The organism is Nonomuraea sp. NPDC005730 (assembly GCF_040630865.1).
Classification (GTDB): domain Bacteria; phylum Actinomycetota; class Actinomycetes; order Streptosporangiales; family Streptosporangiaceae; genus Nonomuraea.
Window position 1 is genome coordinate 17164 of the sequence record NZ_JBEXYK010000020.1, and the last position, 21197, is coordinate 38360.

Consider the following 21197-nt stretch of genomic DNA (forward strand, 5'->3'; position numbering starts at 1 on the left):
CTGGCTCCCATCCGTAACTCCGGGCCGGTTCAACGCGCCGGTGGCCGGACAGGACGGGCGAACGGGGCGAACGGCTGTTGCAACGAGGCCTCGACCGCGGTGAACGCGTAGTCCAGCATGGCGTGCTCGTAGGCCGTCTTCGCCTCGGCGAGCGGGCGGCCCTCGGCGGCGGCCGCGGCCAGACCCGCGCTCAGGGTGTGGGCGTCACGCAGTGCGACGTTCGCGCCTTCGCCGCGTCCAGGGCTCATGCTGTGCACGGCGTCGCCGAGCAGGGTCACCGCGGGCTCGTCCCAGGGGCGCACGCGCCGGGCCGAGTGGGTGTGCACCACGAATGTCGCCTCGGGGTCGGCCAGCTCGACGATCCGGCGCACGCCCTCGTGCCAGCCGGCGACCGTGGCGAGCGCGAGCCGGTGCAGGGCGGCGGGGGAGGTGTCCTCCGGCCGGGGGCCGGGCGCGGTCAGCGTCCAGGAGAAGTAGCCGGGAACGTCGGTCAGCCGCAGGCCGGGGGCGTGCCGGGCGGCGGCCTCGGCCACCGGCGCGCAGGGGCGGCAGGTGGCGACCGAGATCGCGGTGTGGTCCGGCGCGGTGACGCGGTTGAAGGTGTCGACCAGGTCGGGAGGCGTGGCGGCCAGCAGGTCGGGGGTCAGGACGGTCCTGCCGTACAGGGCCCAGTCGAGCCGGTCCACGACGGCGTCGGGGAGGAGCTGGGCGCGGACGCGGGAGCCGACGCCGTCCGCGCCGGCGAGCAGGTCGCCGTCCAGGGCGGAGCCGCCGGCGAGGTGGGCGCGGACGCGGGCGCCGGGCAGCGGCTCGTACCGGGTGAACTCGGTGCCGAAGCGGACGTCGAGGCCGGACAGCAGGATCTCGCGCAGGGTGAGCCGGTTGACGCCGAAGCCGTCCACGCCGGGGAGCTGGGGCGGGACGTCCTTGGAGAACTTGGGGACCAGCCGGGTGTCCAGGAAGGTCATGCGGGTGGCCGGGCGGATGGAGGTGGCCACGGCCAGGTCGTACAGGCCGGGGGGCAGGCACGCGCGCAGCGCCGCGGCGCCGGTCTCCTTGAGGCTGATGCGGTAGCCCTGGGGGCGGTGGCCGGCCGAGGGGTCGCGCTCCAGCACGGTGGCCCGGAAACCCGCCTTGCGCAGGCCCTGGGCCAGGGATAAGCCGCCGATGCCGCCTCCCGCGACGATGATGTGGGGAGAAGTGTCCATGGACGCGACGATAGACGATAGCTGTCGCGACAGTAAATGCCTGCGCCAGCTATTCTGGTCGCGTGACCGACGATCGCATGCCGCCGCCGTTCGAGCTGGTGCTGGGCGGCGGGTCGCTGCTCGTGCAGGTGGGACGGGAGCTCAACACCGAGACCGAGCGCCGCCTGGCCCCGCTCGGGCTCACCGCGCAGCAGGCGGCGCTGCTGCTGCACGCGGCGGGCGGCCGCAGCACGCCCGGCGTGCTGAGGGGCCGGCTCGGCACGGACACGGCGGGGATGACCCGGCTGCTGGACCGGCTGGAGGCCAAGGGGCTGCTGCGCCGGGTCCGGCGGCCCGAGGACCGGCGCTCGGTCGTCATCGAGCTGACGAGCGAGGGGCACGCGCTGGTGCCGCGCCTGCCGCCGATCTTCGGCGGGGTCAGCCGCCAGGTCTTCTCGGGTTTCTCCGAGGAGGAGATCGAGCAGGTCACGGGCATGCTGCGGCGGATCATGGCCAACCTGGCGGAAGGCGAGTCCTGACCGGGGTCCGCGCGTGTCGCGTGCCCGGTCAGGATCGTCCCGGCGGCCGGGGTCAGAGCTTGGCGATGACCTCCTCGGCGAAGCGTTCCATGGTGGCGATCTTGAGGTCGAGGCTGTCCTCGCCGTACCGGGCCTTCTCCTCGGGGGTGGCCAGCCACCAGGGGGCGGCCATGGTGGCGGTCACGCCCTTGGCGGCGAAGCGGCGGTAGGTCTCGGCGTCCGGCAGCACGGCCAGCGGGGCGACGATGTCGAACGGGCCCGTCCTGCCGTTCTCGTCGAGGTGCCGGCGGAGGGTGTCGAGCACCGGGTCGAGCTGCTCCTCGGTGTAGATGCGGTTGCCCAGCCAGCCGTCGCCGAAGCGGGCGGCCCGGCGCAGCGCCGCCTCGCTGTCGCCGCCCACGTAGACGGGCACGGGCCCGGCCGGCGTGGGGGAGATCGACAGCGGCGGCAGGCCGTCCAGCTCGACGGTCTCGCCGGACCACAGGGCGCGCAGCGTGGGCAGCATCCGGTCGAGGCGGCGGCCCCGGGTGTGGAAGTCCTGGCCGGTGCCGGCGAACTCCTCCTCGCACCACCCCACCCCGACCCCGAACGACACCCGTTCCCGCGACAGCACCGCCGCCGTGGAGACCAGCTTGGCCACGGTGAACAGGTCGCGGGCCGGGGCGATGTAGACGTTCGGCGAGAAGCGCAGCGTCGTGGTCGCCGTGGCCATCGCGCCGATCGTCACCCACACATCGGGCCAGTGCGTCTCGGCGCTCCACCGGGGCGCGCCCGACCGCGAGTACGGGTAGCGCGAGGCGAAGTCGGCGTAGAACAGGTGGTCCGACAGCGTGAAGGTGTCGAATCCGCAGCGCTCGGCCGCCCGCGCGAGCTCCACGAACTGGTCGGTCGGGACGAACGAGGCCCCCAGCCACATCTTCATCGGAACTCCGGCGCGACCTTGGTGGCGAACATCTCCAGGTTCCGCTTGACCGTGTCCAGCGGGAGCACACCCTGCTGCCCCTGCATGTACAGGCCGAACCACTCCAGGTCCGGCATACGGTCGAGCATGCGCTGGATGCCGCGCTTGACGTCGTCCGGGGTGCCGAACAGCGCCATCTCCACGTCGTTCATGCGCTTGGCGTCGCCCTTCTCGGGGGAGATCGGCTTGTGCTTCTCGTCCTCCTTCTTGCGCAGCACCTCCAGGTAGCCGAACGGGCCGAAGAAGGCGGCGAAGTCCTTGGGGATGCTGCGGCCGAAGGTGTTGATCGCCTCCTCGGTGGTGTCCGCGATGCCGACGATCTTCAGGATGCCGGTGTGCTCGCCCAGCTTGTACTGGCGGCCCTGCCGGGCCGACTCCTCCTGGTAGAGCTTGGCCTTGGCGGCGTGGTCGTCGGGGTTGGGGGTGAACATCCACGGCAGGATGTCCTCCTGCGCGGCCCTGATCACCGACCGGTCGGAGATCGTGAACGGCTGCCACAACTCCGGATGCGGGTTCTGGTACGGCCGGGGGCAGACCGAGATCGCCTGGATCTTGTCGTCGTCGGAGACCTCGCCGGGCGCCCCGAATGTCTTGGTCCATTCCATCGCGGGCCAGCCCTCGATACCGTCGTAGGGGTACGGCACCTCGTAGTCCAGCACGTCGGACTTGTAGCGGAGGGTCTCCTGCGTCCAGGCCATCTTCATGATCTTCAGCACCTCGCCGAAGACGTCGAAGTTCCGCGTGTCCGAGGCCGAGCCGTCGGAGCGGGCGGCGGCGGCCTGCCAGCGCTGGCCCAGGACGTTCATCCAGCGGTTCTGGTAGCCGCGGGCCACGCCGAGCCGCAGGCGGCCCTTGCTGAACTGGTCGAGCAGCGCCACGTCCTCGGCGGCCCTGATCGGGTCCCAGGCGGGCAGCACCATGCCGAGCGGGGCGAGCAGGATGCGCTCGGTCCGCGCGGCGAGGTCGGTGAGGAACATCAGCGGATTGACCGAGAACTCCATCCCCTCGGAGTGGAAGTGGTGCTCGGTCATCATCAGCGCGTCGAACCCGATCTGGTCGGCGTGGACGGCTATCTCCCGCACCTCGTGCAGCAGCCGCTGATACGACTCGGTGTCGCGTCCGATGGGACGCCGTGCCTTGGCGTTCTCCTCGGCCGCGTATCCAGAGCCTGGAATCTGCGGGTTCAGGAAGATAGAGAACTTCACCGGGAACCTCTTTCCGCGGACGTCGCCTTGCAAGCTACCCTGGAAATCTTAGCCGAGCAATCGCTTGGTTGACATGAGGAGGCCGTATGAGGCTGGGTGTCACGATGTTCGCCACGGATCTGGCCATGCCGGTCCAGGACCTCGCGGCCGCGGCCGAGGAGCGCGGGTTCGACTCGCTCTACCTGCCCGAGCACACCCACATCCCGGTCAGCCGCCGCACGCCGCCCGCCGGCGGCCAGGACGAGCTGCCCGAGGAGTACAAGCGCACCCTGGACCCGCTGGTCGCGCTCTCCTTCGCCGCCGCCGCGACCCGGCGGCTGCGCGTCGGCACCGGCATCCTGCTCGCCGCCCAGCGCGACCCGATCGTGACCGCCAAGGCCCTGGCCACGCTCGACCACCTGTCGGGCGGGCGTGTGGTGGTCGGCGTCGGGTTCGGCTGGAACGTCGAGGAGATCGAGAACCACGGCGTGCCGTACGGGCGGCGGCGCGAGGTCGCCCGGCGCAACGTGCTGGCCATGCGGGCGTTCTGGCGGGACGAGGTGGCAGTCGTCGAAGGGCTCGAACCGTCCTGGTCGTGGCCCAAGCCCGCGCACGACCTGCCCGTCTACCTCGGCGGGGCCGCCGGGCCGAAGCTGTTCGCCCACATCGCCGAGTACGGCGACGGCTGGATGCCCATCGGTGGCAAGGGCATCAAGGACGCGCTGCCCGCGCTGCGCGAGGCGTGCGAGAAGGCCGGGCGGCCGATGGCCAGGGTGATCCCGTTCGGGACCCTGCCCACCAGGGAGAAGCTGGACTACTTCGCCGGGCTCGGCATCGAGGAGGCCGTGGCCACCCTGCCGAGCGGCCCGGCCGACGTCGTGCTGCGCGCCCTCGACGGCTACGCCGCGCTGCTGTAGGCGGTGCCATAATGACGCCCTATGTCCGAGCTCCGTGCTGATGATCCCCGCCGGCTGGGGGAGTACCGGCTCTCGCGCAGGCTCGGGCAGGGCGGCCAGGGCGTCGTCTTCCTCGGGCACTCGGCGGCCGGGGCGCAGGTCGCGATCAAGCTGCTGCACGCGAGCGTGTCCAAGGACGCCGACGTACGGCGCAGGTTCCTCGGCGAGGTCGAGGCGGTGCGCCGGGTCGCGGCCTTCTGCACCGCCCAGCTCCTCGACGCCGACCTCGACGGCGACCGGCCCTACCTGGTCAGCGAATACGTCGAAGGGCCCTCGCTGGGCGAGCACGTGGTGGCCGGTGGGCCGCGGCGCGGTGGCTCGCTCGACCGGCTGGCCATCGGCACCGCCACCGCCCTGGGGGCGATCCACCGGGCGGGGGTCGTCCACCGCGACCTGAAGCCGGGCAACGTGCTGCTCAGCCTCGACGGGCCGCGGGTGATCGACTTCGGGGTGTCCCGGCTGATGGACGCCGCCGCCACCACGACCAGGTCGCCCATCGGCACGCCGGCCTACCTGTCGCCCGAGCGCATCAGCGGGGAGCCGGCGGGGCCGCCCGCGGACATGTGGGCGTGGGGGCTGACCGTGGCGTACACGGCCGGGGGGCGGCACGCGTACATGGCGGACACCTACCAGGAGGTCCTGGCCCGGATCCTGTACGGCAAGCCGGACCTGCGCGGGTTGTCGGGGCGGCTGCGGGAGATCGTGGAGGCGTGCCTGGCCCACGACCCGCGCGACCGGCCGGACGCCGAGGAGACGCTGCGCGCGCTGCTCGGCCAGGACGGCGGAACGGGCGACGTCCTCCCCTCCGGCGCCCAAGCCGCCACCCCGACCCCACCGCCCCCCTTCCCGCGTACCACCCCCACCTCCACGACCACCCCCGACAGAACCCCCACCACAGCGCCCCGGCCCTCTCCGGAAGGGACGCCCCCCACAACCCCCTGGCCCTCCCCCGCAAGCACCCCCGCGCCCGGGGGAATGCCCGCCACCTTCCCCGAAGGGACGCCCGCCGTCGCGGGGCGCAGGGTGTGGCAGATGGTCGTGGCGGTGGCCGGGGTGGTGATGGGGGTTGCCGGTTTCGTGTTCTGGTCGCGCGCGTCCCAGGGCCCAACCCTGGACGGCACCTGGACGGGATCGGCCGAGCACCCCACGGCCGGCCGGGTCTTCCCGGTCGAGCTGCGCCTGCGCGCCGACGGCGGATCCACCATGCGCTGGGGCGCCGACCTGCACTGTTCCGGCCGCCTCGCCCCCACCGGGAGCGCCGTCGTGTTCGCCCTCGGCCAGGTCAAGGGCGAGTCGTGCCACGCCGGGACGGTCCGCATCGTGCCCTCCGACGACCCCGACCGGTTCCTGGTCAAGGTGACCCGGTCCGACACCGGCGCCGTCATGTACGCGGGCCAGCTCTCCCGGGCCTCCTGACCGGCTGTGTCACGGTCAGGCGGCGATTGCCGTGCACACTGTTGACTGAACGCCGCCCGTTGCTTTCAGTGGAGAGCAAGAAGGGGTGGCGGCGAGGGGAGGCGCCCCGTGCCGACGGCGCAGCCGCTGAGAACGGGGGACCCGCACAGACTCGGCGAGTACGAGCTCGCCGGGCGACTGGGCGAAGGCGGACAGGGCGCGGTGTTCCTCGGTTCGCGGAGCGGCGAGAGGTACGCGGTCAAGCTGCTGCACGGGCCCGTGGGGGACGAGCAAGGGGCGTTCCTGCGGGAGGTGGAGCTGGCCAAGCATGTGGCGAGGTTCTGCACGGCCCAGGTGATCGACGCCGGGTTCGACGAGGGCCGGCCGTACATCGTGAGCGAGTACGTCGACGGGCCCTCGCTGCACCGGGAGGTCTCGCTGACCGGGCCGCGGCACGGCGGCGCGCTGGAGCGGCTGGCGGTCGGCACCGCGACCGCGCTGGCCGCGATCCACCGGGCGGGCATCGTGCACCGGGACTTCAAGCCGCAGAACGTGCTGCTCGGGCCCGACGGGCCGCGGGTGATCGACTTCGGCCTGGCCAGGGCGCTGGACGCGGCGGCCACGGTGACGAACAGGGGCGTGGGCACGCCGGCGTACATGGCTCCTGAGCAGATCACCGCCTCGGCCGTGACCGGGGCGGCCGACGTCTTCTCCTGGGGCGCGACGATGTGCTTCGCGGCCAACGCGAGCGCGCCGTTCGGGCAGGACTCGGTGGCGCCGGTCCTGCACCGCATCCTGACCGCGCCGCCCGAGCTGGGCCGGCTGGACGGGCGGCTGCGGGTGCTGGTCGCCGCCTGCCTGGACAAGGACGCCAGGAACCGGCCCGCCAGCAGGGAACTGCTGCTCGCGCTGCTCGGCGAGCCGGACTCGCCGGACCGGGGGTACGGCGACGTGCCGCTGGTCCCCGGCCAGCGCCCGCCCGTGCCGCTGGCCGAGCCCGAGGTCACCGGCGTGGCCGGCGCCTACCATCTGCGCTCGCGGACGGGCGCAGGCCCGGAACCGCTCACGTCCACCGGCCAGACGACCCCGCCGGGCCCGACGGCGCCGGTCGCGGCGACCCCGCGAGGCCCGCGGACGCCGGACGACGCGGCCCCGCCGGACGGCCTGAGAACGCGGGCCGGCACGGGCGCGCAGGATCGCCGGGGGCGCGGGGCCGGGTGGGTGCAGGCGGTCGTGGCGGTGTGCGCGGCGCTGCTGGTGACCGCGGTGGTGCTCACCGTGATCGTGCCCGCGCTCGACGGCCACCGCTCCGGCCAGGCGTCCGTGCTGCCGTCGGCGCCGCCGAGCCCGGCGGGGTCGGCGCACGCCTCCTCGCGGCCGGGCGGGAAGCCGGCGGAGCGCGAGCGCGTGCCCACCGTCGCGCCCACCGTCGCGCCCGCCGTCGAGCCCACCGGTGTGCCCATCGGTGGGCCGACGGCAGGGCGGCCGGTGACCACGGTCGTGGTCCCGCCGCTGACGGGTCTGGACCGGGCCGACGCGGTCAAGGCGCTCAAGCAGGCCGGTCTGACCGCCGGCGTGGTCACCAGGACCGACTCGCCGCGGGAGATCGGCCGGGTGCTGGGCAGCCGTCCGGCGGCCGGCACGGTGATGGACCGGGGCGGCGCGGTCGCGCTGGAGGTGTCGGCGGGGGTGCCGGTGCCGTCCGTCGTCGGGCGGCGGCGCAAGGCGGCCGAGGCGGCGCTCACCGCCGCCGGGCTCGCGGCGGGGACGGTCACCCGGGCCTGCTCCGACCAGCCGGACGGCCAGGTCCTCGCGACGCGGCCGGAGGCCGGCGCGCGGCTGCCGGGCGGCGCCCCGGTGGCGCTCACGGTGGCCCGCCAGGGCGTCGAGGTGCCGTCCGTGGTGGGGCGGTCCCGCACCGACGGCCGGGCCGACCTGGTCGCGGCCGGCTTCACGGTACGGTCCCGCGCCCAGGTCGTGGACGACGACGCCAAGGCGGACACCGTCCTGGCCCAGAGCCTGACCCCCGGGACCTGCGCCGCGCCCGGCGACGTGGTGGTGATCACGGTCGGCGTCACCGGCCAGTCCGGCGGCCCCGGCCCCGAGGAGCCCACGCAGACCCCGACCGGCCCCGCCACCGACCCCTCGACCGGCCTGTAGCCGCTCCGCCGCGCCCGGAAGCGGTGGGGCGGGGACTCCAGGACGAGCAGCAGGTCGGCGAGTCGGCGGTCGCGCTCCCGTCAGAAGGCCAGCGCGGACTCCAGCATGACCGCCGTGACCTGGTCCTCGGGCAGGTCCATGGTCTTGACCACGCCCCACTGCAGGGCCCCGAGCAGCGCCCAGCACCTGACCCTGGCCTCGGGGCCCGGGTTCTCGCCGGCGAGCTTGGCGAAGATCTCGTCCCTGAACGTGCCGACGACCGCGCGCTCGGAGCCGGGCGGCTGGCTGTCGTCGGCCGCCAGGTCCTCCATGAACAGGCGGATCACCGCGCGGTGCCGCACCGCGAAGACGGCCAGGGCCTCGACGAACGCCTTGCGGTCGGGGTGATCGGTGTCGAGCAGCGTGATCATCTCGGCCGCGGCGGGCGAGAGCAGTTCGGAGGCCAGCCGGTCCTTGGGGTGGAAGTGGTAGGCGACGGCGGTCTTGGTCAGCCCGACCGCGGCGGCGATGTCGGCCAGCGAGGTGCCCGCGTAGCCGCGCTCGGCGAACAGCTCGCGCGCGGCCGCCAGGATCCGGGAGCGGGTGTCGTCGGGTGTGGTCATCGTCTCATTTCCCACGGGATCCGGAATTTCCGATGTCCTCCGTTTTATCGTAGTCCTGTACGACCGTACAGGACGGCCGTCGGGCAGGGGCGAGACGATGACGCGGTTTCTTGGTCGGCTGGGTGGCTGGTGCGCGCGGCACGGGCGGATCGTGCTGGCTTTATGGGTGGCCCTGGCCGCCGGCCTGATGGGCGCGAGCCTCGCGCTCGGGAGCCCGGTCAGCAACGACGCCTCCATCCCGGGCACCGACGCGCAGCGCGCGCACGACCTGATGAAGGAGGGCTTCGGCCCCGGCTACGCCACCGGCGGAACCGTGCAGCTCCTCCTCTACACCGCGGACGGGAAGCTCACCGACGAACCACGCAAGCAGGCCGTCGAGCGCTCGGTCGCCGCGATGCGCACGATGCCGCACGTCGTCCAGGTGGACACGCCCTACCGGATGGGCGGCATCGCCTCGAACCTGCAGATCGGCGTGATCACCGTCAAGATGCAGGGCAACGACCCCGACAAGGTGGGCGAGGACACGCAGGCGCTGTCCGACGCCGCGGCCCCGGCGAGGGACGCCGGGCTGGAAGTGGTGGCCGCCGCCGACTCCAACCCGGCGAGCAAGGAGATCAAGACCGGGCCGAGCGAGATCATCGGCGTGGTCTGCGCGCTGCTCGTGCTGGTCTTCGCGTTCGGGACGCTGGTCGCCGCGATGGTGCCGATCTTCGCCGCGCTGGTCAGCGTGGCGACCGGGCTCGGCGTGATCGGCCTGCTCGGCTACGTCGTGGACATGCCCAAGCAGGCCGGGATCATGTCCACGATGATCGGGCTCGGCGTCGGCATCGACTACGCGCTGTTCCTGCTGTCGCGCCACCGCAAGCTGCTGGCCGACGGCGTGCCGGTCGTGGAGTCCGTACGCCGGACGGTGGCCAGTTCGGGCGGGGCCGTCGTGTTCGCCGGCGGCACGGTGATCATCGCGTTGAGCGCGCTGATGCTGGCCGGGTTCCCGCTGCTGAGCACGCTCGGCTGGGTGACCGGCATCTCCGTCGTCTTCGCCGTGCTGACCTCGGTCACCCTCGTGCCCGCCCTGCTCGGGCTGCTCGGCCACCGCGTCAACGCGCTCAAGGTGCCGCTGGTGCGCGGGCGGTCGTCCACCCGCGGCGGGGGCGCCGGCTGGGCCGGGCTCGGGGCGTGGGTGGCACGCCGGCCGTGGCGGGTGCTGATCGGCAGCGTCCTCGTGCTCGGCGCGCTGGCCGCGCCCGCGCTCGCGCTGAAGCTGGGGCCGCTGGACGAGGGGTACGCGGCCAAGGACTCGACCGGGCGGCGCGCGTACGAGCTGATGGCCACGGCCTTCGGGCCCGGCAGCAACGGCCCGCTGATCGTGGTCGCCGAGCTGCCGGAGAAGGTCTCCGGCGCCGGGGACGCCACCGTGAAGCGGATCGCCGACGAGGTCGCCCGCGTCGACGGGGTCGCCCACGTGTCCGACCCGAAGGTGAACGACTCCGGCCGTTCGGTCCTGCTCCAGGCGATCGGCGACTACGCCCCGAGCGACCCGAAGGCGGCCGAGGTGGTCAGGGAGGTCAGGGCCATCTCGATCCCGGACGTCCAGGTGCACGTCGGCGGCAAGGTGGCCGGGCTGACCGACGCCGGGGACCGCATGAACGAGCGCACCCCGCTGGTCATCGGCGTGGTCGTGCTGCTCAGCGCGCTGCTGCTGCTGTTCGCCTTCCGGGCGCCCGTCGTGGCGGTCAAGGCCGCCGTGATGAACCTGGTGTCGCTGGGCGCCGCGTTCGGCGCGCTCGCGCTGGTGTTCTCGATCGGCCTCGGCAGCGGCCTGGTCGGCATGGACGCCCCGATGGACTCCTCCTACCTCCAGACGCTGTTCTTCTCCGTGCCGATCGAGAGCTACGTGCCGCTGATGCTGTTCGCGGTGCTGTTCGGCCTGTCGATGGACTACGAGGTGTTCCTGCTGACGGCGGTGCGCCAGGCCCACGCCCGGCACGGCGACGACAGCCGGGCGGTGGCCGAGGGCCTCGGCTCGACCGGCCGGGTCATCACCTCGGCCGCCCTGATCATGGTGGCGGTGTTCGTGGCGTTCATCGCCTACCCGGACGCGATGGTCAAGACGTTCGGCGTCGGGCTGGCCGTGGCCATCGCGGTGGACGCGACCGTCATCCGCGGCTTCCTCGTGCCGGCCACGATGGTGCTGCTCGGCCGGGCGAACTGGTGGTGCCCCCGCTGGCTGGACCGGCTGCTGCCGAACCTGTCGGTCGAGGGGCACGAGGAGGACGAGCCGGAGCCGCGCCGCGAGCGCGCGCAGGAGCCGGTGGGCGCCGGGCGCTGACCCCGCCGGCGGCCGCGTAAGTCGGGGTCGGTCGGGGTCGGTCAGGGTCAGTCGGGGTCGTCGAGGTGGCAGGCCGGCACCCACCCGACGACGCCGGTGGTCGCGTCGGTGCCGTGGTGCCACAGGGTGCTGTCGAACGCGTCGTCGCAGCGGAACAGCTCGTGCTCCTCCGACCGGTCGGAGTCGAAGCCCTGGCCGGGACGGCCCACGCCGACCTGGGCCGCGCCGCCCTTCGGCTCGCTCCAGATGACCACCTCGCGGCTGCGGAAGTCGTAGCGGTAGCGGGCCTGCGCGGGGCCGGCGCCGCCCACGGTCACGACCGCGAGCAGGCCGGCCGCGACGGCTCCTCTGGCGAGCATGCGGACCTCCCTCACTGTGGGCGATTACCCGCTCACAGTACGCTCCCGCGCGACCTCGTGCCCGGCACGCCGCCAGCCGATCAGGCCGCCGTCCAGCGGGCGGGCGTCGAGACCGTGCTCGCGCAGCAGGCGTACGGCCTGCGGGGAGAGCACGCAGTACGGCCCGCCGCAGTAGGCCACGACCCGGGCGTCCGCCGGCAGCTCCGCCAGGCGGCCCGCCAGGTCGTCCAGGGGCACCGAGAGCGCGCCCGGCACGTGTCCCTTGGCGTAGGCGGCGGCCGGCCGGACATCGACGACCACCGTGCCGGGGTCGGCCAGCCTGGCGGCCAGCTCGTCGGCCGTGACGCCGGACAGGTCGCCCAGGTGCTCCCGTACCGCCTCGCGCAGGCCGGACAGCCGGTCGTGGGCGAAATGCTGGAGGTCACCCAGGAAACGCGAGACCTGCTCGTCGGCCAGCCGGTAGCGGATCCGCGTGCCGTCCCTGCGGCTGGTCACCAGGTGGGCCGCGTGCAGGTGCTGGAGCTGGGCCGAGGTGTTCTTGAGCGGCACGCCCGCCGCCCGTGCCAGCTCCTCGACCGTGCGCTCGCCCTGGTCGAGCACGTCGAGCAGGCGCAGCCGCACCGGGTTGGCCAGCGCCTTGCCGACGCGGGCCAGGTGCCGGTATATGGGCTCTTCAGGGAAACCCGTCATCAGACCGCGTACTGGTCGTGGCGGAGCCAGAGCTCGGTCCACTCCTCGGGGGTGAGCTCGCGGCCGGTGTGGGTGATCTCGGCCAGCTCCTCGAAGTACGCCTCGCGCGGCGCGCCCGGCGTGAAGAGCACCAGCATCGAGGCCGGCTCGCCCGAGGCGTTGCGGAAGGCGTGCACGCCGCCCTCGGGCACGTGCAGGAAGTCGCCGGGGCGGCCGTCGGCCCACTTGTCGCCGTCGTAGAGCTGGACGGTGCCGGTCAGCACGTAGAACGACTCGGTGATGGTGCGGTGGAAGTGCGGGGACGCGCCGCCGGGGCGCGGGCCCATCTCCCAGCGGTACAGGCCGTAGGCGCCGTTCGTCGAGCCGCCCGTGCCCAGGTAGTGGACGCGGGTGCCGGTCGCCATCGACAGGTCGGGGCCGTTGGCCGCCGGGCGCAGGGTGGCGCTGATCTCGCCGGTCTCGGCCAGGTAGCGCTGTTCGGGGTACGACATGGGACAACCTCCACTATTCCAAAGAAAATTAGAATAGCGCCTCAGAACGTGATGACCGTGCGGGCGACCGTCCCCTGGCGGACGTGGGCCACGGCCTCGTTGATCTGGTCGAGGGGGAGGCGTTCGGTGATCAGGCCGTCGAGGTCGAGCCGGCCGCGGAGGTACTGGGCGGCCAGCATGGGCAGGTCGCGGTGCGGCGCGGCGTCGCCGCCCTGGGTGCCCATGAGGCGGCGGGAGGAGAACAGCAGGCCGGTGTCCAGCGCCATGGGGTGGCCCTGCGGCGGGCTGCCGACCATGACCGTGGTCCCGCCCGGCTGGGTGGCGGCGAAGGCCTCCGCCAGCACGCCGGGGACGCCGGTCGCGTCGAAGGCGTAGTCGACGCCGCCGCGTACCAGCGCGCTCACCTGGCGGGGCAGGTCGCCGGCGGGGAGCAGGTGGGTGGCCCCGAAGCGCTCGGCCAGCTTGAGCTTCGCCTCGGCCGCGTCCGCGGCGATGATCGTGGTGGCGCCGGCGAGCACCGCGCCCTGGATGACGTTGAGCCCCACGCCGCCGCAGCCGACGACCAGGACCGAGGCGCCCGGCGGCACCTCGGCCACGTTCAGGACGGCGCCCACGCCGGTGATCACGCCGCAGGCCAGCAGGCACATGGCGGCGAAGGGCGCGTCCTTGGCGATCTTGACGCACATGGCCTCGGCGACCACCGCGTACTCGGCGAACGAGCCGATGCCGATGAAGCGGCGGGTCTCCAGGCCGTCGAGGGTGACCCTGGGCGGGCCGCCCATGATGGTCGGCAGCCGCTGCGGGCCCGAGCACAGGTGGAATCGGCCGGAGCCGCACTGGCGGCAGCGCCCGCAGGGGCCGCTCATGGCGATGATGACGTGGTCGTCCGGCTTGACGGAGGTGACGCCCGCGCCGACGCTCTCCACCACGCCCGCGCTCTCGTGCCCCAGGATGAACGGCGGCGCGCTCACCACCGGGCTCTTGCCGTCGATGGCCTTGAGGTCGGAGCCGCACACGCCCGAGGCCATGATCCGGACGCGCACCTCGCCGGGTCCGGGGGCGTCGATCTCGACGTCGCGGATCTCCATCGGGGCGTGGAACCCGGTCAGCACGGCCGCGCGCATCAGCATGCGCCCACGCTAGCCCGGCGCGCCGCCTGCGAGCAAGCGGTTGCTCGGTTGCCGTTGACACCCCTTCCCGGCAAATCTACGCTCAGCGAAACCAAGCGAGCGCTAGGCCGAGTCGCGAGGAGAACAACATGGTACGGCGGGGCGCGGCGGCGCTCACCCTGACGCTGCTCGTCGCCGGCTGCGCGGCCCAGCAGACGGGTACGGCCCAGTCGGGCGCGGGAGTGACGGACACCACCATCAAGATCGGCGGCGTGCTGACCAAGACCAGCGCGAGCGGCTACTCGACCAGGGACGCCGAGATCGGGGCGAAGGCCAGGTTCGCCCGCGCCAACGCCGAGGGCGGCGTGCACGGCCGGAAGATCGACTTCATCGGCGCCGAGGACGACGCCCAGGACGCGGCCAAGGGCGACGCGGCGGCCAAGAAACTCGTCCAGAAGGACCAGGTGTTCGCCCTGGTCCCGGTGCACGCCCCGAACTTCGGCGGCGCGGCCTTCCTTGAACAGCAGGGCGTCCCCTGGTTCGGCTGGGCCACCGGGCCGCAGTGGTGCGGCACCAGGACCGGGTTCGGCTACAACGGCTGCCTGGCCCCCAAACAGGGCGCCGGCTCCCAGACGTGGTGGGGCAGGCAGATGGCCGACCTGCTCGGCGGCGCCGCCGGCAAGAGCGTCTACGTGCAGACCAGCGACTCCAGCGGCAGCAAGTACGGCGGCACGACCATCTCCCAGTCGTTCACCGCGGCCGGGTTCGAGCTGGCCGGCGTGAACTCCGGCCTGCCGGCCGCCGCCCCGCCCTCCGACTGGCTCCCGTACGTCAACAAGATCATGACCTCGGACGGCGGTAAGGCGCCCGACGTCGTCGTCTCGGTGATCGCCGGCACCAAGTTCAACGTCGGGCTCTACGCGGCGCTCAAGCGGGCCGGGTACAAGGGCGTGCTCACCGACGCCACCAGCTACGACCTGGCCATCCTCAAGGACCCGGCCGGCGCGCAGGCGCTCGAAGGGGTGATCGCCGCGCCCATGTTCGAGCCGTTCGAGTCGCCGGCGCCCGAGATCGCCCAGCTCAAGAAGGACGTCGAGCAGGTCGCCCCCGGCACCGCGCTCACCCAGCACCTGGCGATCGGCTACTGGGCCGCCGACATCTTCCTCGACGTCCTCAAGCGCACCGGCAAGGACCTGACCAGGGAGAAGTTCCTGGCCACCGCCAACGGCGACTACCTCTACGAGAACCCCGGGTTCGGCCGTATCCGCTACCCGCGGGACCACAGCGAGCCGAACGGCTGCGGCGCCCTGGTCAGGCTGGAGGGCGGGGCCTTCCAGGTGGCCAGGAGGATGGCCTGCTTCGACAACGTGCCGCTGAAATGATCCTCCAGTACGTGCTCAGCGGCCTGGTCACCGGGGCCGTCTTCGCGATCATGGGCTCCGGCCTGACCCTGTCGTACGCGGCGACCGGGGTGTTCAACTTCGCCCACGGCGCCGTCGGCTTCCTGGCCGCCCTGGTGTTCTACGAGCTCACCGCCGCCGCCGGGCTGCCCGCCTGGCTGTCGGCGGTGGTGGCGGCCGGGCTGTTCGCGCCCGCGCTCGGCTACCTGCTGCACCGGGCCATGTTCCGCGGGCTCGCCCAGGCGGGGGAGACCGCGCAGATCGTCGCCACCATCGGGCTCACGATCGCGCTGCCCGCGCTCGGCCTGCTGGCCGTGGAGCTGGCCGGGCTGCCCGCCACGGACGCCACCTCGCTGCCGCGCGGCGTCGGCCCCCATCCGGCCCGGACGTTCGACCCGCTCGGGGTGCGGCTGGACACCGACCAGCTCATCACCTTCGCCTTCTCGGCCGTCGCGGCGGCCGGGTTGTGGGCGTTCCTGCGGCACACGCCGTACGGGCTGCGCATGCGCGCCTCCGTGGACCGCCGCCGCCTGGCCACGCTCCGGGGCATCGACGTGGACGCCACCTCGGCGTTGGCCTGGATGCTCGGCTCGGGGCTCGCCGGGCTGGCCGGGGTGCTGGCGGCGCCGGTGCTCGGGCTGGACGCGACGGCGTACACGGTGCTGCTGTTCGCCTCGGCGACGGCGGCGGTGTTCGGGCGGCTGCGCTCGATCCCCTGGACGTTCGCGGCCGGGCTCGCGCTCGGCGTCGTGCAGAACCTGGTCGCCGGGTACACCGACTTCCTGGAGGAGGTCACCGGGCTGCGCACGGCCGTGCCGGTGATCCTGCTGTTCGCCGGGCTGCTGCTGCTGAACCGGTCGCGGGAGCGGGTGGCCGGCAGCGCCGCCGAGGACGTCCCGCCGCCCGACCACCTGGCCGGGGTGCCGGCCTGGCGCAGGCGGCTGCCATGGGCGGCGGGCCTGGCCGTGCTGGCGGCCTTCGCCCTGCTCGGGCCGGAGTACTACGTGGGCGTCGCGGCCCAGGGGCTGGTGCTGGCGCTGATCTTCTGCTCGTTCGTGGTGGTGACCGGGATCGGCGGCATGGTGAACCTGGCGCAGGCCGCCTTCGCCGCCATGGCGGCGCTGACCTGCGGGTGGGCGTTCGCCTCCGGGCTGCCGTTCGGCGTGGCGATCCTGCTCGGGGTGGCCGCCGCGGGAGCCGTCGGGCTGCTGGTGGCGCTGCCCGCGCTGCGGCTGGGCGGGCGGGTGCTGACGCTGGCCACGCTGGCCCTGGCGCTGCTGGCCGACCAGGTGCTGTTCCAGGTGGACGCCTTCAGCAACGGGACCATCGGATGGGCGCTGCCGGCGCTCGGGCTCGGCTTCGCCGACACCTCCGACCCGCGGGTGCGGGTGGCCGTGCTGCTGGCGCTGATCGGGCTGGTGGCGCTGCTGGTGCGCAACCTGGAGCGGTCGGCGTCGGGGCGGGCCGTCCTCGCCGTACGGTCGGCGCCCGCGGCGGCCGTCACCTCCGGGCTGTCCGCGGCGCGGGCCAAGATCGTGCTGTTCGTGCTGGCGTCGGGGATCGCCGGGCTCGGCGGGGTGCTGTTCGCGATCTCCAAGGGGTCGGTCACGGCCACCGACCTGCCGGCGTTCGCCGGGTTCGTCTGGCTGGCCGTGGTGGTGCTGCAGGGCGTGCGCAGGATCGGCGGGGCGGTGCTCGGCGGGCTGGTCGCGGTGGCCGTGCCCGAACTGCTGGCGACCTGGGACGTGTCCGCGCACGTGGGGTCCATCCTGTTCGGCGCGGGCGGCATGATCCTGGCCCGGCATCCGGACGGCGTGCTCACCCAGCTCGCCGAGGCCCGCGCCCGCAGCCATGCCCGCAGCCATGCCCGCAGCCGGGCCCGCCGGCTCCCCGCCGCTTCTTCCGCCACGCCTTCCGCGCCTGCGGCCGAGGTGGTCGCCGGCGTCGTGCCCCGCCGGGCCGCGGCCGGCGGCGCCGGGCCCGGCGGGGCGCTGTTCGTGCTGGAGGACGTCGTGGCGGGCTACGCCGACTGCACCGTGCTGCGCGGGGTGCGGCTGGAGGTGCGGCCCGGCGAGGTGGTGGCGCTGCTCGGCGCGAACGGCGCGGGCAAGTCCACCACGTGCGCCGTCGCCGCCGGGGACCTGCCGGTGACCGGCGGCCGGATCCTGCTCGACGGCGTGGACGTCACCGCCTGGCCGGCGCACCGGCGGGCGCGCGCCGGCGTCCTGCTGGCCCCCGAAGGGCGGGGCGTCTTCCCCGGGCTCACCGTGGAGGAGAACCTGCGCACCTGGCTGGACGATCCTGGGCCGGTCTACCGGCGCCTGCCGCAGCTCGCGGCCCGCCGTACGGTGGCCGCGGGCGCGCTGTCGGGCGGCGAGCAGCAGCTCCTCACGCTGGCCCCGGCCCTGGTGCGCCCGCCGCGGGTGCTGATCGCCGACGAGCCGTCGCTCGGCCTGGCCCCGCTCGTGGTGCGGCAGGTGTTCGACGTCTTCGCCGAGCTGCGCGACCGGGGCGTGGCGCTGCTGCTGGTGGAGGAGAAGGCGACCGAGGCGCTGGCCGTCGCCGACCGGGTCGCGTTCATGCGGCTGGGCGCCGTCACCTGGACGGGCCCCCGCTCGGAGGTGGACGGTGACCGGCTGACCGCCGCCTACCTGGGGGTGAGGTGAAATGCTCGCGGTGCAGGACGTGTCCGTGGCCTTCGGCGGCGTCAGGGCGCTCGACGGCGTGTCGTTCGAGGCCGGGCCCGGCCAGGTCTGCGGCGTGATCGGGCCGAACGGCGCGGGCAAGACCACGCTGTTCGACGTGGTGTCCGGGCTGCGCAGGCCGGTCGCGGGCCGGGTCGAGCTGGACGGGCGCGACCTGACCGGCGTGTCCGCGCTCCGGCGGGCCAGGGCCGGCGTGCGCAGGACGTTCCAGCGCACGCAGGTGTTCGGCCGGCTCACCGTGGCCCAGAACGTGCTGGCCGCGCTCGACTGGCACGGCGGTGGCGGCGGGCTGGCCGCCGACCTGGCCGGGTGGCCGGGACGGCGGCGGATCGAGCGCGAGCGCGGCGCGCGCGTGGCCGAGGTGCTCGACCTGTGCGGGCTCACCCCGCTGCGCGACGCGTACGCCGCCGCGCTGCCGGTCGGGCAGCGCCGGATGGTCGAGCTGGCCCGCGCGCTGGCGGACCGTCCGCGGCTCCTGCTGCTGGACGAGCCCACCTCCGGCCTGGACGCCGCCCAGACCGCCCGGCTCGGCGAGGTCGTCAGCGCCCTGGACACCACCGTGCTGCTGGTCGAGCACGACATGGGCTTCGTCATGGAGATCTGCGACCGGATCGTCGTCCTGGACCTGGGCAGGGTCATCGCGTCCGGGACGCCGGCGCGGGTCAGGGACGATCCGGTGGTGCGGGCCGCGTACCTAGGCTGAGTGCCGTTCGGTGAAGGACAGGATGCGGCGCCAGGCGTCCTGGCAGACGTCCTCCCACTCCTTGAACGAGCGGTCGAAGAAGGAGTGGGGCGCGCCCTCGTAGACGTGGGTCTCGTGCTCGGTGCCCACCCGGTCCAGCGCCGCGGTGTAGGCGTCGAACTCCTCCGGGCTCGACACCTTGTCCGCGCCGCCCCTGAGCAGCAGCAGCGGCGCGCCGGGCCCGCTCTTCGGCTCGTCGATGAAGCGCAGCGCGCCGTAGAAGCCGATGCTCCCGGCCAGGCCGTTGCCCTCCGCGCCCTGACGCCACGACAGGGCGCCGCCCATGCAGAAGCCGACCGTGAACACCGGGCCGCCAGGGGCCAGCTCGGCGGTCGCCGCCGCCGCGTCGGCCTGCACCTGGTCGAGCTTGAGCCGGTCGACGTGGGGCATGTAGTCGAAGCCGTCGTCCCGGTCGTCGGTCCCGGCGGTGCGGCCGAAGTAGTCGATCGCGATCGTGCGGAACCCGGCCTCGGCGAAGCGCACCGAGAGGTCGCGGTAGAACGGGTGCAGGCCGCGCACGTCCGGCATGATCACCATGCCGCGGCCGTTCGGCTCGGCCGGCTCGGCCCGGTAGGCCATGAAGCGGGTGCCGTCGGCGGAGGTCAGGGTGATCTGCTCGTGCGCTGCCACCTCGCCCCGGATCGGCGGGGCGGGCGGCCGGCTGTCGGTGGAATGACACATGTGCCCAGCATGCCCAAGGTGATCGCCCCTCATCCACCTTCGCCCTCAGTACGGCGGCGCCGCCCGGAACGCCGCCAGCAGGTGGGCCCGCACCCGCCCCACGGCCGGCCTGGCCGGGGCCCCCGACCGTACGGCCAGGTAGCCGGTGTTGATCGGCGGCTCCGCCGGCTCGGCCAGCACGACCAGCGTGCCCTCGGCCAGGTCGCGCCGGCACAGGTACGCGGGCAGTACGGACACGCCCATGCCGGCCCGCACCGCGCTCAGCACGCCGCGCAGGTCCGGGAGGACGACCTGCGCGGCCATCGACGGCCGCCGCCCGAAGACGGCCCGCCAGTAGCGGCGCACGATGGGCAGGTCCTCGGCGTAGGCCACCACGGGGACCGCGGCCAGCTCCTTGGGCCCGACCCGGCCGGGCGGCAGCGCGCGGGCCACGGACGGCGCCGCCACCAGGACGAACTCCTCGTCGTAGACCGGGTCCGCCTGGACGCCGCGCACCCGGGGCCGGATCGTGGACAGCACCAGGTCGAGCCGTCCGGCCGCGAGGTCGGCCAGCAGGTCGTCGGCCAGGCCGAGGGTGGTGCGCAGCCGCAGCCCGTCGCGTACGAGCGGGGCGAGCATCGGCATGACCTCCTCGCACAGGAACTCGGCCGGGCCGCCCAGGTGCACGGCCTCGTCCGAGGGCAGCTCCGAGCCGGCCACCTCCTCCAGCGCGTCGAGGGCGGGGGCGACCCGGCGGGCCAGCTCGTCGGCGGCGGAGGTGGGCGCGACGCCGCGCGGCAGCCGGTCGAACAGCGGCCGGTCGAGCGTCGCCTCCAGCGTCTTGACCTGGGCGGTCACCGCGGGCTGGGAGAGGCCGAGCGTCTGCGCGGCGGCGGTGATGGAGCCGGTCCTGTGGACGGCGAGGAAGGTCCGCAGCAGGTCCAGCGAGAGAGGCGACATATCAGTATTCTGATGCCACAACCGATATTTCGCTATTTGTTGCTGATGGGGCTTCCCGGCCATGCTCGAAGGCATGAGCAAGCGCATCCTGATCGTGCTGACCAGCCACGACGACCTCGGCGGCGTGGAGCGTACCGGATACTACGTCCCCGAGGCGGCCCATCCCTGGCAGATCTTCACCAAGGCCGGCTTCGAGGTGGACGTCGCCAGCATCGCCGGCGGCCGGCCGCCGCGCGACGGCCACGACCCGGACGACCCGGCGCAGGCCGCCTTCCTCGCCACCGGCCTGGACGACGACACCGCCCCCCTCTCCGGCGTGGACGCCTCGGCCTACGACGCCGTCCTGTACGCCGGCGGCCACGGCACCATGTGGGACTTCCCCGCCGACCCCGACGTGGCCCGGGTCGGCCGCGAGATCTACGAGCGCGGCGGCGTGGTCGCGGCGGTCTGCCACGGCCCGGCCGCGCTGGTCGGCCTGACCTTGTCCGACGGCTCCCACCTGGTGGACGGCCGGCGGGTGGCCGCCTTCACCAACAGCGAGGAGACCGCGCGGGGCGTGGCGGGGGTGGTGCCGTTCCTGCTGGCCGACGCGCTGACCGAGCGTGGCGGACGGCACGAGCCCGCCCCCGACTGGCAGCCGCAGGTCGTCGTGGACGGCCGGCTGGTCACCGGCCAGAACCCGGCCAGCGCCGCGCCCCTGGCCGAACAGGTCGTCACCCTGCTGGGCTGACCCTGCCCGACACCGGAGGCCTCCGGCCGAGGTCGCCG

The 21197-nt window shown here is 73.9% G+C and carries 19 protein-coding genes; 9 read left to right on the forward strand and 10 right to left on the reverse strand.

What is annotated here, in order from left to right; all coding sequences use genetic code 11:
- Nucleotides 1–29: 29 nt before the first annotated feature.
- Nucleotides 30–1208 (reverse strand): FAD-dependent monooxygenase, encoded by a 1179-nt coding sequence (locus ABZ444_RS23430; RefSeq protein ID WP_358000435.1) that lies wholly within the window; start codon nucleotides 1206–1208, stop codon nucleotides 30–32.
- Between the two features lie 62 nt (nucleotides 1209–1270).
- Between ABZ444_RS23430 and ABZ444_RS23435 the strand changes: the two genes are divergently transcribed.
- Nucleotides 1271–1726, forward strand: coding sequence for a MarR family winged helix-turn-helix transcriptional regulator (locus tag ABZ444_RS23435; RefSeq protein ID WP_358000438.1), 456 nt, complete (start codon nucleotides 1271–1273; stop codon nucleotides 1724–1726).
- Between the two features lie 52 nt (nucleotides 1727–1778).
- On the opposite strand, the gene ABZ444_RS23440 is transcribed toward ABZ444_RS23435, so the two are convergent.
- Both ABZ444_RS23440 and ABZ444_RS23445 read right to left on the reverse strand, forming a co-directional pair.
- Nucleotides 1779–2648: a TIGR03619 family F420-dependent LLM class oxidoreductase gene (locus ABZ444_RS23440; protein WP_357984076.1), complete on the reverse strand. Its 870-nt coding sequence runs from the start codon at nucleotides 2646–2648 to the stop codon at nucleotides 1779–1781.
- On the reverse strand, nucleotides 2645–3892 hold the full coding sequence (locus ABZ444_RS23445) for an LLM class flavin-dependent oxidoreductase (protein ID WP_358000441.1): 1248 nt from the start codon (nucleotides 3890–3892) through the stop codon (nucleotides 2645–2647). The genes ABZ444_RS23440 and ABZ444_RS23445 overlap by 4 nt, the downstream gene beginning before the upstream one ends.
- A gap of 86 nt (nucleotides 3893–3978) precedes the next feature.
- Between ABZ444_RS23445 and ABZ444_RS23450 the strand changes: the two genes are divergently transcribed.
- The 3 genes from ABZ444_RS23450 to ABZ444_RS23460 all read left to right on the forward strand — a co-directional run bounded on the left by ABZ444_RS23450 (nucleotide 3979) and on the right by ABZ444_RS23460 (nucleotide 8382).
- Complete coding sequence (locus tag ABZ444_RS23450; protein ID WP_358000444.1) at nucleotides 3979–4788, forward strand: TIGR03619 family F420-dependent LLM class oxidoreductase; 810 nt, start codon at nucleotides 3979–3981, stop codon at nucleotides 4786–4788.
- Between the two features lie 21 nt (nucleotides 4789–4809).
- Nucleotides 4810–6243 carry a serine/threonine-protein kinase gene (locus tag ABZ444_RS23455; RefSeq protein WP_358000447.1) on the forward strand — a complete coding sequence of 478 codons (1434 nt, stop codon included), beginning with the start codon at nucleotides 4810–4812 and terminating at the stop codon, nucleotides 6241–6243.
- Between the two features lie 108 nt (nucleotides 6244–6351).
- Entirely contained in the window at nucleotides 6352–8382 is a 2031-nt protein-coding gene (locus ABZ444_RS23460) for a PASTA domain-containing protein (RefSeq protein ID WP_358000450.1), read from the forward strand.
- 80 nt (nucleotides 8383–8462) lie between these two features.
- On the opposite strand, the gene ABZ444_RS23465 is transcribed toward ABZ444_RS23460, so the two are convergent.
- Nucleotides 8463–8984, reverse strand: coding sequence for a TetR family transcriptional regulator (locus ABZ444_RS23465; protein WP_358000453.1), 522 nt, complete (start codon nucleotides 8982–8984; stop codon nucleotides 8463–8465).
- Nucleotides 8985–9081: 97 nt separating this feature from the next.
- Between ABZ444_RS23465 and ABZ444_RS23470 the strand changes: the two genes are divergently transcribed.
- Nucleotides 9082–11313: an MMPL family transporter gene (locus ABZ444_RS23470; RefSeq protein WP_358000456.1), complete on the forward strand. Its 2232-nt coding sequence runs from the start codon at nucleotides 9082–9084 to the stop codon at nucleotides 11311–11313.
- A 47-nt stretch (nucleotides 11314–11360) separates the two neighbouring features.
- On the opposite strand, the gene ABZ444_RS23475 is transcribed toward ABZ444_RS23470, so the two are convergent.
- From ABZ444_RS23475 to ABZ444_RS23490, 4 genes are read right to left on the reverse strand one after another with little or no spacing between them, the layout of a single operon-like run.
- Nucleotides 11361–11672 (reverse strand): hypothetical protein, encoded by a 312-nt coding sequence (locus ABZ444_RS23475; protein ID WP_358000459.1) that lies wholly within the window; start codon nucleotides 11670–11672, stop codon nucleotides 11361–11363.
- 24 nt (nucleotides 11673–11696) lie between these two features.
- Nucleotides 11697–12362 (reverse strand): metalloregulator ArsR/SmtB family transcription factor, encoded by a 666-nt coding sequence (locus tag ABZ444_RS23480; protein WP_358000462.1) that lies wholly within the window; start codon nucleotides 12360–12362, stop codon nucleotides 11697–11699.
- On the reverse strand, nucleotides 12362–12853 hold the full coding sequence (locus ABZ444_RS23485) for a cupin domain-containing protein (protein WP_357984052.1): 492 nt from the start codon (nucleotides 12851–12853) through the stop codon (nucleotides 12362–12364). Before ABZ444_RS23485 ends, ABZ444_RS23480 begins: the two co-directional genes overlap by 1 nt.
- A gap of 41 nt (nucleotides 12854–12894) precedes the next feature.
- Nucleotides 12895–13983 (reverse strand): alcohol dehydrogenase catalytic domain-containing protein, encoded by a 1089-nt coding sequence (locus tag ABZ444_RS23490; RefSeq protein WP_358000465.1) that lies wholly within the window; start codon nucleotides 13981–13983, stop codon nucleotides 12895–12897.
- Between the two features lie 128 nt (nucleotides 13984–14111).
- On the opposite strand from ABZ444_RS23490, the gene ABZ444_RS23495 reads away from it, so the two are divergent.
- The 3 genes from ABZ444_RS23495 to ABZ444_RS23505 are packed head-to-tail and all read left to right on the forward strand — an operon-like array spanning nucleotide 14112 to nucleotide 18770.
- Nucleotides 14112–15344 carry an ABC transporter substrate-binding protein gene (locus tag ABZ444_RS23495; RefSeq protein ID WP_358000468.1) on the forward strand — a complete coding sequence of 411 codons (1233 nt, stop codon included), beginning with the start codon at nucleotides 14112–14114 and terminating at the stop codon, nucleotides 15342–15344.
- A complete protein-coding gene (locus ABZ444_RS23500) occupies nucleotides 15341–18028 on the forward strand; it encodes an ATP-binding cassette domain-containing protein (protein WP_358000471.1) in 2688 nt (895 codons plus the stop codon). The genes ABZ444_RS23495 and ABZ444_RS23500 overlap by 4 nt, the downstream gene beginning before the upstream one ends.
- A gap of 1 nt (nucleotide 18029) precedes the next feature.
- Nucleotides 18030–18770, forward strand: a complete 741-nt coding sequence (locus tag ABZ444_RS23505; protein WP_358000474.1) for an ABC transporter ATP-binding protein — start codon at nucleotides 18030–18032, stop codon at nucleotides 18768–18770.
- Here the strand turns inward: ABZ444_RS23505 and ABZ444_RS23510 are convergent.
- Both ABZ444_RS23510 and ABZ444_RS23515 read right to left on the reverse strand, forming a co-directional pair.
- A complete protein-coding gene (locus ABZ444_RS23510) occupies nucleotides 18762–19490 on the reverse strand; it encodes a dienelactone hydrolase family protein (RefSeq protein ID WP_358000477.1) in 729 nt (242 codons plus the stop codon). The two genes, ABZ444_RS23505 and ABZ444_RS23510, sit on opposite strands and share 9 nt — an antisense overlap.
- Before the next feature lie 45 nt (nucleotides 19491–19535).
- Nucleotides 19536–20429 (reverse strand): LysR family transcriptional regulator, encoded by an 894-nt coding sequence (locus ABZ444_RS23515; protein WP_358000480.1) that lies wholly within the window; start codon nucleotides 20427–20429, stop codon nucleotides 19536–19538.
- A gap of 73 nt (nucleotides 20430–20502) precedes the next feature.
- Between ABZ444_RS23515 and ABZ444_RS23520 the strand changes: the two genes are divergently transcribed.
- Nucleotides 20503–21159, forward strand: coding sequence for a type 1 glutamine amidotransferase domain-containing protein (locus ABZ444_RS23520; protein ID WP_358000483.1), 657 nt, complete (start codon nucleotides 20503–20505; stop codon nucleotides 21157–21159).
- The last annotated feature ends 38 nt before the right edge of the window (nucleotides 21160–21197 follow it).

Bases quoted from the DNA above. Each gene is read 5' to 3' on its own strand.
- ABZ444_RS23475 (WP_358000459.1), bottom strand. From the start codon at position 11,672: ATGCTCGCCAGAGGAGCCGTCGCGGCCGGCCTGCTCGCGGTCGTGACC.
- ABZ444_RS23500 (WP_358000471.1), top strand. From the start codon at position 15,341: ATGATCCTCCAGTACGTGCTCAGCGGCCTGGTCACCGGGGCCGTCTTC.
- ABZ444_RS23450 (WP_358000444.1), top strand. From the start codon at position 3,979: ATGAGGCTGGGTGTCACGATGTTCGCCACGGATCTGGCCATGCCGGTC.
- ABZ444_RS23520 (WP_358000483.1), top strand. From the start codon at position 20,503: ATGAGCAAGCGCATCCTGATCGTGCTGACCAGCCACGACGACCTCGGC.
- ABZ444_RS23485 (WP_357984052.1), bottom strand. From the start codon at position 12,853: ATGTCGTACCCCGAACAGCGCTACCTGGCCGAGACCGGCGAGATCAGC.
- ABZ444_RS23455 (WP_358000447.1), top strand. From the start codon at position 4,810: ATGTCCGAGCTCCGTGCTGATGATCCCCGCCGGCTGGGGGAGTACCGG.
- ABZ444_RS23470 (WP_358000456.1), top strand. From the start codon at position 9,082: ATGACGCGGTTTCTTGGTCGGCTGGGTGGCTGGTGCGCGCGGCACGGG.
- ABZ444_RS23490 (WP_358000465.1), bottom strand. From the start codon at position 13,983: ATGCTGATGCGCGCGGCCGTGCTGACCGGGTTCCACGCCCCGATGGAG.
- ABZ444_RS23430 (WP_358000435.1), bottom strand. From the start codon at position 1,208: ATGGACACTTCTCCCCACATCATCGTCGCGGGAGGCGGCATCGGCGGC.
- ABZ444_RS23495 (WP_358000468.1), top strand. From the start codon at position 14,112: ATGGTACGGCGGGGCGCGGCGGCGCTCACCCTGACGCTGCTCGTCGCC.
- ABZ444_RS23515 (WP_358000480.1), bottom strand. From the start codon at position 20,429: ATGTCGCCTCTCTCGCTGGACCTGCTGCGGACCTTCCTCGCCGTCCAC.
- ABZ444_RS23480 (WP_358000462.1), bottom strand. From the start codon at position 12,362: ATGACGGGTTTCCCTGAAGAGCCCATATACCGGCACCTGGCCCGCGTC.
- ABZ444_RS23440 (WP_357984076.1), bottom strand. From the start codon at position 2,648: ATGAAGATGTGGCTGGGGGCCTCGTTCGTCCCGACCGACCAGTTCGTG.
- ABZ444_RS23465 (WP_358000453.1), bottom strand. From the start codon at position 8,984: ATGACCACACCCGACGACACCCGCTCCCGGATCCTGGCGGCCGCGCGC.
- ABZ444_RS23510 (WP_358000477.1), bottom strand. From the start codon at position 19,490: ATGTGTCATTCCACCGACAGCCGGCCGCCCGCCCCGCCGATCCGGGGC.
- ABZ444_RS23505 (WP_358000474.1), top strand. From the start codon at position 18,030: ATGCTCGCGGTGCAGGACGTGTCCGTGGCCTTCGGCGGCGTCAGGGCG.